The organism is Chryseobacterium sp. FP211-J200, assembly GCF_001643375.1.
Taxonomy (GTDB): Bacteria; Bacteroidota; Bacteroidia; order Flavobacteriales; family Weeksellaceae; genus Epilithonimonas; species Epilithonimonas ginsengisoli.
Window position 1 is genome coordinate 107,272 of the sequence record NZ_LSHB01000083.1, and the last position, 14,547, is coordinate 121,818.

The 14,547-nt window shown below is 39.0% G+C and carries 10 protein-coding genes; 5 read left to right on the forward strand and 5 right to left on the reverse strand.

Features of this window, described 5'->3' with window-relative positions:
- Positions 1-66 precede the first annotated feature (66 nt).
- The 3 genes from AXA65_RS19250 to AXA65_RS19260 all read left to right on the forward strand — a co-directional run bounded on the left by AXA65_RS19250 (position 67) and on the right by AXA65_RS19260 (position 4,096).
- Positions 67-681, forward strand: coding sequence for a tetratricopeptide repeat protein (locus AXA65_RS19250; protein ID WP_063971661.1), 615 nt, complete (start codon positions 67-69; stop codon positions 679-681).
- Complete coding sequence (locus AXA65_RS19255; RefSeq protein WP_131797855.1) at positions 588-1,673, forward strand: hypothetical protein; 1,086 nt, start codon at positions 588-590, stop codon at positions 1,671-1,673. Before AXA65_RS19250 ends, AXA65_RS19255 begins: the two co-directional genes overlap by 94 nt.
- 104 nt (positions 1,674-1,777) lie before the next feature.
- Positions 1,778-4,096, forward strand: a complete 2,319-nt coding sequence (locus AXA65_RS19260) for a T9SS type A sorting domain-containing protein (RefSeq protein WP_063971663.1) — start codon at positions 1,778-1,780, stop codon at positions 4,094-4,096.
- A 46-nt stretch (positions 4,097-4,142) separates the two neighbouring features.
- On the opposite strand, the gene AXA65_RS19265 is transcribed toward AXA65_RS19260, so the two are convergent.
- From AXA65_RS19265 to ricT, 5 genes are all read right to left on the reverse strand, one after another.
- Positions 4,143-5,420, reverse strand: coding sequence for a DUF6080 domain-containing protein (locus tag AXA65_RS19265; protein ID WP_063971664.1), 1,278 nt, complete (start codon positions 5,418-5,420; stop codon positions 4,143-4,145).
- Between the two features lie 64 nt (positions 5,421-5,484).
- Positions 5,485-7,020: a protein adenylyltransferase SelO gene (locus tag AXA65_RS19270; protein ID WP_063971665.1), complete on the reverse strand. Its 1,536-nt coding sequence runs from the start codon at positions 7,018-7,020 to the stop codon at positions 5,485-5,487.
- 39 nt (positions 7,021-7,059) lie between these two features.
- Positions 7,060-9,417 (reverse strand): penicillin-binding protein 1A, encoded by a 2,358-nt coding sequence (locus AXA65_RS19275; RefSeq protein WP_063971666.1) that lies wholly within the window; start codon positions 9,415-9,417, stop codon positions 7,060-7,062.
- A gap of 7 nt (positions 9,418-9,424) precedes the next feature.
- The gene (locus AXA65_RS19280) at positions 9,425-9,895 is read right to left on the reverse strand and encodes a gliding motility lipoprotein GldH (RefSeq protein ID WP_086048283.1); all 471 of its coding nucleotides are present in this window, start codon (positions 9,893-9,895) and stop codon (positions 9,425-9,427) included.
- Positions 9,879-11,345 carry a stage 0 sporulation family protein gene (ricT, locus tag AXA65_RS19285; RefSeq protein ID WP_063971668.1) on the reverse strand — a complete coding sequence of 489 codons (1,467 nt, stop codon included), beginning with the start codon at positions 11,343-11,345 and terminating at the stop codon, positions 9,879-9,881. Before ricT ends, AXA65_RS19280 begins: the two co-directional genes overlap by 17 nt.
- Before the next feature lie 379 nt (positions 11,346-11,724).
- On the opposite strand from ricT, the gene AXA65_RS19290 reads away from it, so the two are divergent.
- Positions 11,725-12,960, forward strand: coding sequence for an OmpP1/FadL family transporter (locus tag AXA65_RS19290; RefSeq protein WP_063971669.1), 1,236 nt, complete (start codon positions 11,725-11,727; stop codon positions 12,958-12,960).
- Positions 12,961-12,975: 15 nt separating this feature from the next.
- Complete coding sequence (locus tag AXA65_RS19295; protein ID WP_063971670.1) at positions 12,976-14,529, forward strand: G-D-S-L family lipolytic protein; 1,554 nt, start codon at positions 12,976-12,978, stop codon at positions 14,527-14,529.
- The last annotated feature ends 18 nt before the right edge of the window (positions 14,530-14,547 follow it).

Below are 14,547 nucleotides of genomic sequence, written 5' to 3' on the forward strand. Positions count from 1 at the left end.
TGCAATTTTTATTAGATCAATAATTTAGCTAATTTTACTTGACAATCTCTTCACGTCTGCACCCTTATGAAGTTTCTGCTATCCTTTCTCATCCTACTTTCTGGGTTACAAAATGACACTTCAAAAAAACGATGTGATGAATTGATATCCAAAGGAATAGACGCATTATATCAGAAAAATCACACAAAATCTTTAGAATTATTTACCGAAGCTAGAAGCCTGTCCGAACAGAATGATTGGTATCTACAGCAATTCATTGCAACCAATTGCATCGGTCTTAATTATTATCAGATGTTGGATTACAGTGAAGCCCTTGATTATTATCTGGAAGCTTACACCATTGCTCTGAAACATCTGAACAAAGACAGAGAAATGACGGTTCTGAACAATATCGCACTCGTTTATCTGCGACAAGGAAAGTATAAAGAATCCGAGAAACATCAGAAACGCGCATACGACCTTGCTATCTCGAACAAAGACACTATAGGAATTGCCCTGTACGCGGGCAACCTTGCCGATCTTACAATACGACCAAAGAACTGGACAAAGCCTCTTATTATATTTCCGTTGCCCGGCCGATCGCAAAAATGGATATCCAGAGAGCGCTTGACATTGCGGAAGCCAAAAATGCAATGGAGCGAAAAGACTATAAAAAGACACTCGCGCTTCTCAATCCCTTGATCAATAAACTAAACACACCAGAATATAACGACCACAAAGTGTCTGCTCTTTTGATATTGTCCAAAGTTTATGAAGACGAGAAAAATCCAGAAAAGGCACTTTCAGTCATCAAACAGGCACAGAAAGAAAATCTGAACTACAGCAATATGACGGATATCTACACTCGGTTTTCCGATAATTATTTTGCTGGAGGCGACTACAGAAAGTCTCTTGAATACAAAGATTCTGTGCTTGTCGTGAAAGATTCCCTCAATGCGATCCAGAATCAAGCAATGTATCAAAACAGCGAGATCAAACTGAAGCTTCAGGATTCTCAAAAAGAACTGACAAATGAGAAAAAATTAAAGTTCTACATCATCGGATTTTGGATCGCTGTGGTTGCATTTATTCTCTGGCTTTTCCGAGGTTATCTTCAAAAGAACAAACAGAAAAGAAGACTTGCCGAGCAGAATGAGCAGATCATTGCCCTGGAACTTAAAAATAAAGAGAATTACGCTTTGCTTCTTGAAAAACAGATCAAAGAAAAAGAAACCGTCGCTCTTCTGGAAAAAGAAAAACTGAAAAATGAACTCGAAAATAAAAATCGAAAAATCGCTGCCAACGCTATTCATCTTGCCCAAAAAAATGACAAGATCGAGGATTACATTCTCCGCCTGAAAGAACGTCCGGAAATGAAAACGAATCCACTTTTAGCAAAACAATTGGATCAATTGAAAGAAGTACTCTCAAAAGAAGACAACAGTGACGATTTTCTGAATCACTTCCAAGAGATCAACAGCAAGTTTATCAAATCATTAAAAGAGAAACATAACGATTTGACTTTAAACGATATCCGTTATATTTCCTACATCTATATGAATCTCTCTACCAAGGAGATCGCCTCAATTTTCAACATTACTATCGAAGCTTGCCGAAAGAGAAAAGAAAGAATTTCCAAAAAATTAAATCTTGAAAATTCCAACGATTTATATGCGTATATATCAAGTATATAGAAAAATGTCACGTTTTTTCTTAAATAGTCCTGTTTATTCATTGCGGAAATAATTTTATTCGTTGGCAGAAAAATACATTTGCTTTCAAATAAAGTTAATCTATTATGAAAAAAGCAATTTTTACTTTCTTTTTAATTTTCCTTGTGACACTGTCTTTTGCCCAGGTCAGTTTTGAAGGTAATCCGCAATACGGACAACTGAGAAATTTTGTTTACGACAAAGTGGTCCAAAACAAGGTTTACGCCACCACCTTTATCGATAAGAACATTATGGTATCAATGGATAATGGCGTGACATGGAATGTCTTATACACCCTTCCATATCCAGCATTTTCCGGGAATATCTCCCAAGTGAGACTTACAAATAATGGAACTGCTCTTAGTTTTATCCAATATTTTGGAAGTGGAAGCTCATTAAATAAGATCATCGTTTTGGATCTGCAATCTTTGACTCCTATTAAAGAATACGATGTCCCCGCAAATGAAGATATCTACTCTATCAGCAACTACACCATTCACGATGACGGTACAATGAACAATGTATCGATGTTAGCAAATGATAAATTTTTCACGACAAACAATGGTGGAAATACCTGGGCAAAAGTATATGATGGAACAGACTATGAAGGTGTTCTTTTGAACGATGCCGTAATGGACCCTCAGAATATCCAAAAACTTTTTGTTGTTCGTAATGGTGGACCAGGAAATGTAGATGGTGGTTTGATGATCTCTACAGATTCTGGTGAAACTTGGACAGAAAAACTGAACGGACTTATCCTGCAGACAATCGCCATCGATCCACAAAACAGTGACATCATCTATGTTGGAACTGGTCTGAGATGGGCTTATCTTGACCAGCACGAAGCTGTTTACAAATCTACAGACGGCGGGAATACCTGGACAGAACAAACAGGTATTACTTGGGAAGCAGGTTCAGGCTTGAAAAACGTCCCAAAAATAGAAATCAACCCGAATGATACCAATCACGTCGTTGTTCTGGCAGACGATAGAGTTGCTGTAACAACCAATGGTGGTGCAACTTGGACATCTACTCCACATGACGGGCTTGTAGATGGATCTTCATATTTCTACGGAATTAATGCAGCATTCAATCCTAATGATCCGAATCAGGTCTTGATCTCAAATAACAGATATGCCAAATCTTCTACTGACAAAGGTATGACGCTTACCACAATGACAAATCCATTTTTCAACTGTATGGGAAAAGTGGACATCATAAAAAACAACAACGGAGAAGATCAATTAATGTATGGCGTTCAGTATGGTTATGTGCTGAAAAATCTTGTGAGCAATCAGGAAACACCACGTAATGTTTATCCACTGAGTGAGTTCCCAATGGGACAAGAAATAAAATTGGTCTATCCTGACAAAAAACATCCAGGAAGAGTCTACACATATGCGCCTTCTTTTATGGGAAATATGATAAATGTAAGTGATGATTACGGACTGACAGAAACACCACTTTACAGCACATTCGATACAGGATTTACTGCAGCAGAATCTGACCCTGCAAACCCAAATATCGTATGGATGTCCGTATTCAATGGGGAAACGGCAACGCTAATAAAAAGTGATTTTACGAATCGTGACAATCCGATAAACGATTTTATCACCCTGCCTTATAGCGGTGATTATCTGCAGGGAATTAAAATCAATCAAAGTAATTCCAATGAAATATTGATAACAGTTGGAAACCAAATTCTGAAAACAACCGACGGCGGAACTTCTTGGACACGCATCACTGCTGGCCTGGAGGAGTTAACCTTACCAAATATCGTCATCAGTCTTACACAAAACCCTTTGAATTCTAACCAGTATACCATCGCTGCATCAAACGGGATCTACACTTCTCTTGACTCTGGAAACACGTGGACAAAAATCTACACTGGATTGGTTCACAAAGTAGAGCATTCAACAGAAAAGGATGGGCAAATTGTAGCGATCGGAACCATCTATTTTGACACGCTTCCAAAAGTAATTTACACAAATAACGGCGGCGCTAACTGGACAGAAAGAGCATCATCTAACTATTACAACTCAATTATTATCAGCGGCACAACACGTTTTACAGATGATAATAAAGCAGAAGTCTTTTTGGCAACAACTTCTCTAGGCGTTTTGAAAGACGTGATTGATTTTACATCTTTGGGAACTTCTGCACCGCAAATCATTAAGGACAATATCAGTGTTTATCCAAATCCAACGCAGGACATCATCAATATCAAATTGGATCAGAACGTTTCGAAATTCAAAGTAAGTCTTTACAATGCGGCTGGACAAGTATTATTGACAACAGAAAACAGATCAAGCATTGATATTTCTAACTTGAGCAAAGGTGTTTATTTCATGAAAATTGAACCTGAAAATGGGAAACCGGTGACCAAGAAAATTATTAAGAACTAATTTTAATTTTTACAATAAGAGCCTTCGGATTTTTTCGGAGGCTTTTTTATTTGTAGTAAGTTTCCAGAAATTGGTAGAACTCGCCAAGTCGGTAAAAGTTATTGAAGGCGAGATAAACTGTCAAGACCATTAAAGTTCCGTACAAAAATGTGAGTGGCAAAGTCTTGTCTTTAAAACTAAAAAACAGCCAACCGATCAACAATGGAAAGACAAAAACAAAATGCCCGCCGTAAATGTAAGACGTATGAAGGCCAAATTTCAAAACGCAATGGATCATAATATCCACCAAAAAGGAAATTACCAAGATCCAAACAAGTTTATTTTTATAATTTTTGAGCACGCTCCAGATGATCATTAATAAAATAATTCCAACAAAAATATAAGGAACGAAAGACGAATAAACGTCCATGAACAAAGCTTTGTAGTAAAAAGTTTTGTCCTTATTGTGATAATCTCTGATCTCATAATTCGAGAACAAAATATTGCCGCCAAAAAACCACGAGGAGATCATATCCCAAAGCGGCGTCACTTTCGGTTTGGAGAATTTGTCATACTGTTCTTCGGTCTTGTTCAGGAAATTCTGAAAATTAAAATCCAATCTCAACAAAAACAGAAACACAAAAACGCCAATTGAAACAGCAATTTTCGAAACGGCCATTCCAATTTTCTTCCAGTTCCAGAAAATCTTCTTTTCAAACAAAAATGGAATGTAAACTTTGACAATATTCGTAATGGTAAGTCCGCCGATGAAAACAGAACCGAAAATGCTCGCCCCAAATGAGATTGGTTTTTCTTCATTAATTTTCCTTGCCGAATAGTAATTGAAAACCGACAGAAAAAGCAAAGTATAAGTGTAAGTTTCCGGTGTGAAAGACAAAAGGATATTCGTCACAAACAAGCCGTAGAAAGCCAAAATCAAAAGACTGATCTTCAATGGAAGGCCGATGATATTATTGAGATATTTGAAGATCTGAATATTCGCCAAACTTACAATCAACGTTGACAGCAATGCCAAAATCAATCGGAAAGTCGAATTGTAATGATTGTCCGAAATCCAAAGCGCAAAATCCCGAATGACATCAAAGAAATAATTGGACAACGGATGTCTCTCAAAACCACCGCCAGTCTGAACAATTGCACGATTATCGAAACTAAAGTAACCATCCCACGGAATCCTGTCGTCATAGACAATTGTGAAATTGTCTGCGATAAACCAAGCGTTAACGCCATAAGCAATCACGAAAAACAGGAAGATAAAACCTTCGGTCTTGGTGGATGGGAAAACGATCTTCAGAAAGGATAGAAATTTGTTCAGGAGTTTCAAAGTTTGATAATTTCTGCAAAAATAAAAAGTCTAAGGTCTAATATCTAAAAATCTAGCATGTATTTTACGAACTACAAGACAACTGGCTGCTTCCCGTCTGGTTATCATACTTCGAAGGTCGCTTTTTATTGAATTCCGGAAATAGATTCTCGTAAGGATTTTCCAACGCTTTTTTCAGTTTGAAGAACATCTCGTAATTTCCATTTTCCGCGTCCTGAATCGCTTCGAACAAGAGATAATTTCTGAGAATGAATTTCGGATTCGTTTTGGACATTAATTCTAACGATTCACTTTCCGAGATTTTGTTTTGAAGTTTTCTTGCCTGATATTTTTCGATGAATGTCGACAGTTTTTTCAATTCAGTTTCATTTAAAACACCGTAAAAACAATCTTTGAAATCCTCAACCTTGATTTCAGAAGCAGGTTTTTCAAGGTGTTGGAAAAATAAAGTATAGTCCAAAGTTAGATCCTGCATCGTCTGTTGCCACTCGGTGAAGAACTTTTCATCTTCCTTTAAAACCCCATCAAAACCAAATTTGTCCGCCAACATCTTGTCATGCTTCACCCAAAATTGCTTGCCAAAATCATCAAGGATTTTCTCTAAAACCTCAGCATCATTAATTAGAGGAAAAATAGCATTGGCCAAAGTTGCTAAGTTCCAATGTGAGATTTGACCTTGCTTCCCAAAAGCATATCGTCTTCCTGGCAGATCGGTGGTGTTTGGTGTGAACTCCAGATCATAGCCGTCCATCATAGAATAGGGCCCGTAATCGATTGTCAAACCAAGGACAGACATGTTATCAGTATTCATAACACCGTGAACAAAACCGACGCGATACCAATCGATGATCATCTTCAAAGTCCGGTCGCAAATCGCTTGAAACCAATCGATGTATTTTGTGGAATTATTCTCTGACTGAACTTCTGGAAAGAAATTTTCAATCGCATAATCTGCTAATTCTTTTAGTAGATCTTCTTGTTTTCTAGCAGACAGCAATTCAAAATGTCCGAAACGAAGAAATGATTCCGCCGTTCTCACCACCACTGCGCCTTGCTCCTTCTGCGGATTCCCAGAATATTGGATATCGCGGATGACATCTTCGCCTGTTTTGGAAAGACTCAAGGCTCTGGTCGTCGGAATACCTAGGTGGAACATCGCTTCACTCATCAGATATTCCCGGATCGAGGAACGTAGAACCGCTCTTCCATCCGCATTTCTTGAGTAAGGTGTTGCGCCAGAACCTTTCCATTGGATCTCGGTCTGCCTGTTTCCGTTTTGAATTTCACCAGCGTAGATCGCTCTTCCATCGCCCAATTGTCCTGCCCAATTACCAAACTGATGGCCTGCATAAGCTGTGGCGTAAGTTTCCACATTGTCAGGGAGGTCTTGAGCAGCAAGAAAAGCTTGATCACTTTCTAAATTTCCCAAACCAATTTCGACCGACAGATCTGTATTAAAATCAATGAGTTCAGTATTAATAAAATCAGCAGGCTTTACGGCGCAAAACATCACGTCGGGCGTTTGTCTCTGCATCGTGTTTCCGGACAGATCACCTGGAAACAACTTAGTGAATTTTTGGGTAATGAGATTGAGTTTCATTTGTATAAAAAACCCACATCAGAAATGTGGGTTATATTTTTATTTGTTAAAATCTATATCTTCTCCGGAATTAAGGGCTTCGTTGGTACGATCTTCTTTCTTCACGGGGTTTTCTGGAACGATTCGTGTTGGATTTTTCAGTTCATCTATCGACTGTAAGCCACCTTCGTCGCCGTAGCCATTTCTTAGATTATTGAGATCCGAACAGCTTCCTGTCCAATTGGCAGGCTTGATAAACTTGTCCTCTGGAAGAATGTTCAATTCTTTGTTTGCTAAAACTTTTTTCATGTAGATCGCCCAGATCGGAAGACCCATTTTAGCTCCTTGTCCTTCACCAGTACTCCAGAAGTGGGTAGCTCTATCTTCCCAACCAACCCAGACGCCAGTTGCCAGTTTTGGAACAATTCCCATAAACCAACCATCCGAGTTGTTCTGCGTGGTTCCAGTTTTACCAGCAATCTCTACAGATGCAGGAATACCTCGTCTTCTCAGCTCGCCCGATGCGGTACCGAATTCTGCTACACCTTTCATCAGATCGATCATGGTGTAAGCATACATTTCGTTCATCACTTCTTTTACGACAGGCTTCACTTCTTTGATCACACGGCCGTTCGCATCTTCGATTCTCCAGATCATCTCTGGTTTGGTGTAATTTCCGAAGTTTGCAAATGTGCTATACGCTCCAAGCATTTCGTAGATCGTAATATCTGAAGTTCCCAATGCCATTGGTAAACTGGTAGAAATATCGGTTGTTACACCAAGATCTCTTGCCGTTTGAATGACATTCTTGGTTCCGGACATCTCTGCCAAACGCAAAGCCACCGGGTTTTGAGATTGTGCTAAGGCATTTTTCAATGTCAGCATTCCGCCACGTCCTGGAACGTGATAAGAGCCCTTGTTGAAACTTGCGTTGGAAACCTCAGAACAAGGTGTCATCCCAAGATGCATGATAGCCGTTGCATAAACGAAAGGTTTGAAGGTAGATCCTACCTGACGTTTCCCTTGTTTCACGTGATCATACTGGAAGTGCTGCCAATCTATACCACCAACCCAAGCTTTTATATCGCCTGTTGCTGGTTCCATGGACATCAAACCGGCTTGCGCGATCTGCTTGTGATAACGGATCGAATCCCAAGGCGACATCTCCACCTCTTCCTCTCCTTGCCAAGTAAATCTGGACATTTTCACAGGTTTGTGGAAATCTAACATGATAGAATCTTCCGGCATTCCCTCGGCTTTCAGCTGTTTGTATCTGCCTGTTCTTTTGACAGAAGACATCATCAAGGAATTGATCTGTGTCTTGTTGATCTTGTAATAAGGACGATTTGGATTACGTCTCATTTCGCCATCAAAACTTTTCTGAAGATTGGTCAAATGTTCTTTGATCGCTTCCTCAGCATATTTCTGCATTCTGGAATCCAATGTCACATAGATCTTCAGACCGTTTTTGTAAAGATTCAGTTCTTTGCCTGTTTCTTTTTCGTAGGTCTCAAGATATTGTGCAATTTCTTTTCTCAGATAGAATTTGTAATAAGAAGAAAATCCATCTTCCACTGTTTTGATCTCGTGGAAATCTACAACAATCGGTGTTGCTATTGCTTTTTCGTAAGTATCATTATCAATGTATTGAGTCTCTAGCATCTGCTTCAAAACCACATCTCTACGTACTTTTGCTCTTTCTGGATTTCTGTAAGGATTGTTTCTCCTTGGAGCCTCAAGCATTGCTACAAAAGTTGCAGCCTCAGGTAAAGTAAGTTGATTTACTGATTTATTAAAATATATTCTTGAAGCCATCTCAATACCTTTGGCATTGAAAAGGAAATCCATCTTATTGAAATATAATGCAATGATCTCTTCCTTGGTGTAACGCTTTTCCAAACTTACTGCCACGCTCCATTCTTTGAGTTTTTGGAAAGCTCTTTCAATCTTATTTTGAGAAGCATTTCCTGTGAACAATAGCTTTGCAAGCTGTTGCGTAATGGTAGAACCTCCACCTCTTTCACCTCCAAATCTGATCGCTCTGGCAATTGATTTGAGGTCGATCCCGGAATGTTCTTTGAAACGCTCATCTTCCTTGGCCATCAAGGCATAAACCAAAAATGGCGGCAACTGTTTGTAAGTCACCGGTTTGGTCTTTTCCTTCTCAAATTTTCCTAATAAAACATTGTCCGATGAATAGATCTCTGATGCGACATAAATATCTGGATTCTCTAGTTCCTTCACATCCGGCATATCTCCCACAAAGCCTTGGGAAACGGCGAAGAACAATCCGGAGATCCCTAGAACCACTGCAAAGAATGCGATCCAAACGATCTTGATCCATTTTCTAATTCCCGACTTCGCTTTTTTCTTGTCTGGCAGTGGAAAAGTTTTATTTTCAGTTTTCTTATTTTCCATTAATAAATTATGGCTTTAAGTTTTGAATTTTAATTCCTATATCTTCAATTCCCGGCAATTGGTTGTTTCGCATTGCCTGAATAACTTTCACAGAATAATTACCGTTTTGCGGAAATCTGTAATTCAGTTTATATTGAAAAATGATCTCCTTCGTATCTCCGAAACCTGTCCCGATCCATTCTCCGTTTGGTTTTGCTAACACAAAATTAAGTGTATCTGTCGAGATTTTCTTCTTGTTGTGCTCGATGTTTGCAATCAATCTGAGATTGCTGTAAGGATAACCGTTATTATTACGAACAACGAACATCATATTCTTCTGATTCTCAGCATCATTGATATCAAAATCAAATGTTTGAACATCATTTTTTTTCCACTGTTCTCCTACATCTTTCATTAGAATTTTGTCATCATTATTTTGACAAGAACCCAATGATAAAAATAGGATAAAAACAACGATCGATCTAAGCATTACCTTCATTTTTCGGCGGAAATTTCTTTTTCGGTTTTTTGAACGGTTTTTTGTTTGTTTTATTTTCCGAAGACGGATTATCTGTAGTCTGAACTTTTGGCATTTCCGCTTTGTTCTCTACAGGTTTTTGATTATTTTGACGATTTCTATTATCACCCTGTCTTGGCGGTTTGTTTCCAGCTGATTGATTATCCGCTGACTGGACTTTAGGTGCCGCAGCTTTGTTATCTACAGGTTTTTGCTCGTTGGAACGTGGTCTGTTCTCAGCTTGTCTAGGGTTCTTGTTATCCGATTGTTGTCTTGGGGCTCTGTTCTCGGACTGTTTCGGATTTCTATCGCGATTGTTGTTATTGTTAGGTCGAGGTTTTTTAAATTTCTTTTCAAAACGGTCAACACTATTTTCCTGGATCAGATCGGATGTCACCATGCGATTCTCCACAACCTTCAAATCCTCAAGAGCCTGAGACTTTTCGCCTTTCTTATTGACAGCGATCATCTTCTGAACTTCGTAGATATCGATGTCATACCAAGCCATCGAGTTTTCTACATAAGCAAACCACATTTTCTTTTTGAAAACATCGATCTTGATGCAGAATGCTCTTCCTTTTTCAGTATTAAGCACTGTACTAGAAGATGGGAAGTCTCTTAGAACATCCAGGTAAGTATCAAGTTCATAATTAAGACAACATTTCAGTTTTCCGCATTGTCCTGCCAATTTCTGAGGATTGATGCTCAACTGCTGATATCTTGCCGCGTTGGTATTCACCGAACGGAAATCTGTCAACCAAGTAGAACAACAAAGTTCTCTACCACATGAACCGATACCTCCAACTTTTGCAGATTCCTGACGGAAGCCGATTTGCTTCATATCGATCTTCGTTCTGAAAGTGGAAGCATATTCTTTGATCAACACACGGAAATCTATACGATTGTCCGCGGTATAATAGAATGTGACTTTTGAGCCATCTCCCTGATATTCAACATCTGTGATCTTCATTTCTAGGTTGAGGCCGTAAGCAATTTTACGGGCATCCACCTTGATGGCATTTTCCTTATTTCTAAGGTCTTGCCAGGTTTCTACATCTTTTTGATTGGCAAGGCGATACACCTTTTGTATGCTATCAATGTGTACATTTTTCTTCTTCATCTGGATCTTTACAAGTTCTCCAGAAAGACTTACTACACCTATATCGTGACCCGGGCTGGATTCTACAGCAATGATACTTCCTATATGTAAAGGCAGGTTGTTGACGTTTCTATAATATAATTTACGTTCATTTTTAAAACGAACTTCCACATATTCTGAACTTTTTGAACCCGATGGATTAACGTCGGAAAGCCAGTCAAAAACACTTAATTTATAACTATTGCCACAAGTATCTACATTACTGCACCCACTGGCACTCTTCGTACCGCAAGAGTGGGAAGAATCGCCGGATGTTTTACATCCACAACTCATATTTTAATTTTTTTATGTCTGATTGCAAAGTTAATATAAATTTTATTTAAGCTTGATGAATATCTTTTTTAAAAACACTTTTTTATTAATTTTAAGTTAATATAAAGTTAATATTGGCAATTCAACACTTATATTGGCATTAATTTATGATTAATATAAATTCAAAATAATCATTTTATTATGTTTTACATGATATCGTTTAAAATTAAACTGAGTCCACAGAAATCCAAAATGAACATATAAATAATTGAAAGATAAAACAATAACACTCAACCATCTTTAAACAACTATTCTTAGAATAGCAATGTTTAACATTTTTTATGTTTTTTCGTCATTGTTATTAAAATAATTATAAATTTGGAACATTAATAATAATCATATGAAAAGAATTTTGATGACCGCGGCTCTTACAGCCGGTGTAATGGCATACGCAGGAGGCTTCCGAGTATCTCTTCAGGGCGTTAAGCAACTTGCAATGGCTCATACCAGCGCTCATGCTGAGGATGCAAGTGTTGCATTTTTCAACCCTGCTGGTATTTCTTTTATCCCTGCAAAACTGAGTGTGGCTGCCGGAGGTTTTGGCGCTTCCAACAAAGTGACATTCCAAAACACAAGCACTTTGCAGCAGACTGAAACCGACAATCCTCTGGGAACCCCCATCTATGCAGCAGTAGCCTACAAAGTGTTGGATAATCTTTCCGTAGGTTTCAGTTTTTCCACACCTTTTGGGAGTACGATAGAATGGCCAACCAATTGGGAAGGAGCAGAAATGGTAGAGAAATTAGAACTGAAAAGCTTCTACTTCCAACCGATGATCTCTGTTAAATTAGCACCTTGGGCTTCTTTCGGAGCAAGTTATATCTATGCAAAAGGAAAAGTGGACTGGACCAAAAGAGTCACTCAACTAGGCGGTTCTCTTAATCTTTTGGATGACGAAGCTACAGGTCACGGTTTTGGATTTGGTTTCTATTTCCAGCCAGACACCAAATGGGACGTGAGTGTTGCTTACCGTTCTCCAGTTGACATGAAAGCTAAAGAAGGAAAAGCAACCTTCAATGTTTCGCCAGCACTTTTTCCTAATATCGGTCTGGCAGCCACAGGTGGTGTGGACAACTTCACAGCGACTTTACCATTGGTGGACGAGATCACTTTGGGAGCAACCTACAAAGTAACTCCAAAATGGCAGGTTTCTGCAGATTTCAACTATCATGGTTGGGAGCGATACAACAAATTGACTTTAGATTTTGCCAATGCTCCTGTAGGAAATCAAGCAGATCCAACGATCTTGGTAGCTCCTAAAAATTTCAAGAACACTAAAACTTTCAGAGTTGGAACTCAATATATGGTGACCGATATGATCGCTGCAAGACTTGGATGGTACTATGATGAATCTCCTTATTCTGATGAGAACTTCATCCCTGAGACACCATCTTTTGATTCTTATGTGGTCACAGCTGGACTTGGATTCAAATTCAACAAGCTGGGAGTGGATCTTGCCGGAGGTTATGCAATGCCACAGAGCAGAAATGTGAACAACTCTTATAATAGTTTCTACGGACAAGCCAAAGCCAAAGCATTCTATTTTGGTCTAGGATTATCTTACAACGCATTTTAAAAATAAGAACTAATTATGAAAAAGATATTTTTATCAAGTATAGCAGCTTCACTTTTATTTGCGGTGAGCTGTCAGAATGATTTTGAAAACAGTACGGAAGATGTTGTTGTAACAGCAGGCGATGCCAACTTTTCCCATTATGTTGCCTTAGGTAATTCATTGACCTCTGGTTACAGAGATGGCGCATTATATTCCAGCGGGCAGAGTGAATCTTATCCTTCAATGCTTGCAGGACAGATGAAACTTGCTGGTGGTGGCGAATTTTCTCAACCAATGATGCCAAATGACGTCGGAGGATTTATAGGAATTCCCGGGTTTGGAGGAAGATATAACCTTCAACTTGTTGACAAGAAAGATTATACTGGCGCAGTTATCGGCAAAAGTTTATCTCCTGTTCAGGCTCCTGCAGCAGCTAACTTGGATGTGATCGGTGGTGCTGGAAAATATTTTAGCAATATGGGTGTTCCCGGAGCCAAATCTTTCCATTTGATAACGCCAGGTTACGGAAATGCTGCTAATTTGCCGATTGCAGCTGCCAATCCTTATTTTGTAAGATTCGCAACTTCCGCATCCACAACGGTCTTGGCAGATGCGATGGCGCAATCTCCAACATTCTTTTCACTTTGGATAGGAGCTAATGACGTATTGTCTTATTCTACAAACGGAGGAACTAATTCTCAGACTACAGGAGGCGTTACGACTTACACGCAAGCTACAGACCAGAACGGGAACACAAATCCTGCAACATACAGATCAAATGACATCTCTGACCCGAACGTTGTAGCAGGCTCTATAAAAGCAGTTTTGGATGGATTAAAAAGCAAAGGCGCAACCAAGGGTGTTATTGCTAATATTCCTTATGTGACCTCTATTCCTTATTTTACAACTGTACCATACAATCCAGTTCCATTGGCGGCAGCATCTGCAACTGCTCTTAATACGAACTTTGCAACATTGAACGGTGCTTTAGCCAATGTTGGGCTTCCTAAAAGATTTGCAACATTAACAGCTTCAGCAAACAATCCAGTATTGATAGTTGATAAAAGTTTAACCGATATTTCTGCTTTTCTTCCGCCACAATTTGCAATTTACGGACAAGCAAGACATGCTACTGCAGAAGATCTGATCTTATTACCTGCATCCTCAGTGATCGGGATCGATCCTACAACAGGATTGCCACCAAGCCCAACATCGCAGACGATCCTAGGTGTTTCGATACCTTTAGCAGATCAATTGGTTTTGACCAAGACAGAAGCTGCAAAAGTGAAAACTGCTACAGACGCATATAACTTGCAGATCGCAAATATTGCCACTGCCTATGGATTAGCATTTGTAAATGCGAATGCAAAAATGATTGAACTGAATTCCACTTCCGGAATCCAATGGGATGGTGTAAAATACACTGCGAAATTCGTAACAGGCGGAGCGTTTTCTCTTGATGGCGTTCATCCGCTAGGTCGTGGTTATGCCATCATCGCCAACGAGTTCTTGAAAGCGATCAACTCAAAGTACAGATCCAATCTTCCAATGGTAAATCCAAACTCTTATTCAGGAGTTAAGTTTCCTTAATTGAAGATCAATAATAAC

Bases quoted from the DNA above. Each gene is read 5' to 3' on its own strand.
- AXA65_RS19250 (WP_063971661.1), top strand. From the start codon at position 67: ATGAAGTTTCTGCTATCCTTTCTCATCCTACTTTCTGGGTTACAAAAT.
- AXA65_RS19255 (WP_131797855.1), top strand. From the start codon at position 588: ATGGATATCCAGAGAGCGCTTGACATTGCGGAAGCCAAAAATGCAATG.
- AXA65_RS19260 (WP_063971663.1), top strand. From the start codon at position 1,778: ATGAAAAAAGCAATTTTTACTTTCTTTTTAATTTTCCTTGTGACACTG.
- AXA65_RS19270 (WP_063971665.1), bottom strand. From the start codon at position 7,020: ATGAAACTCAATCTCATTACCCAAAAATTCACTAAGTTGTTTCCAGGT.
- AXA65_RS19275 (WP_063971666.1), bottom strand. From the start codon at position 9,417: ATGGAAAATAAGAAAACTGAAAATAAAACTTTTCCACTGCCAGACAAG.
- AXA65_RS19280 (WP_086048283.1), bottom strand. From the start codon at position 9,895: ATGAAGGTAATGCTTAGATCGATCGTTGTTTTTATCCTATTTTTATCA.
- ricT (WP_063971668.1), bottom strand. From the start codon at position 11,345: ATGAGTTGTGGATGTAAAACATCCGGCGATTCTTCCCACTCTTGCGGT.
- AXA65_RS19290 (WP_063971669.1), top strand. From the start codon at position 11,725: ATGAAAAGAATTTTGATGACCGCGGCTCTTACAGCCGGTGTAATGGCA.
- AXA65_RS19295 (WP_063971670.1), top strand. From the start codon at position 12,976: ATGAAAAAGATATTTTTATCAAGTATAGCAGCTTCACTTTTATTTGCG.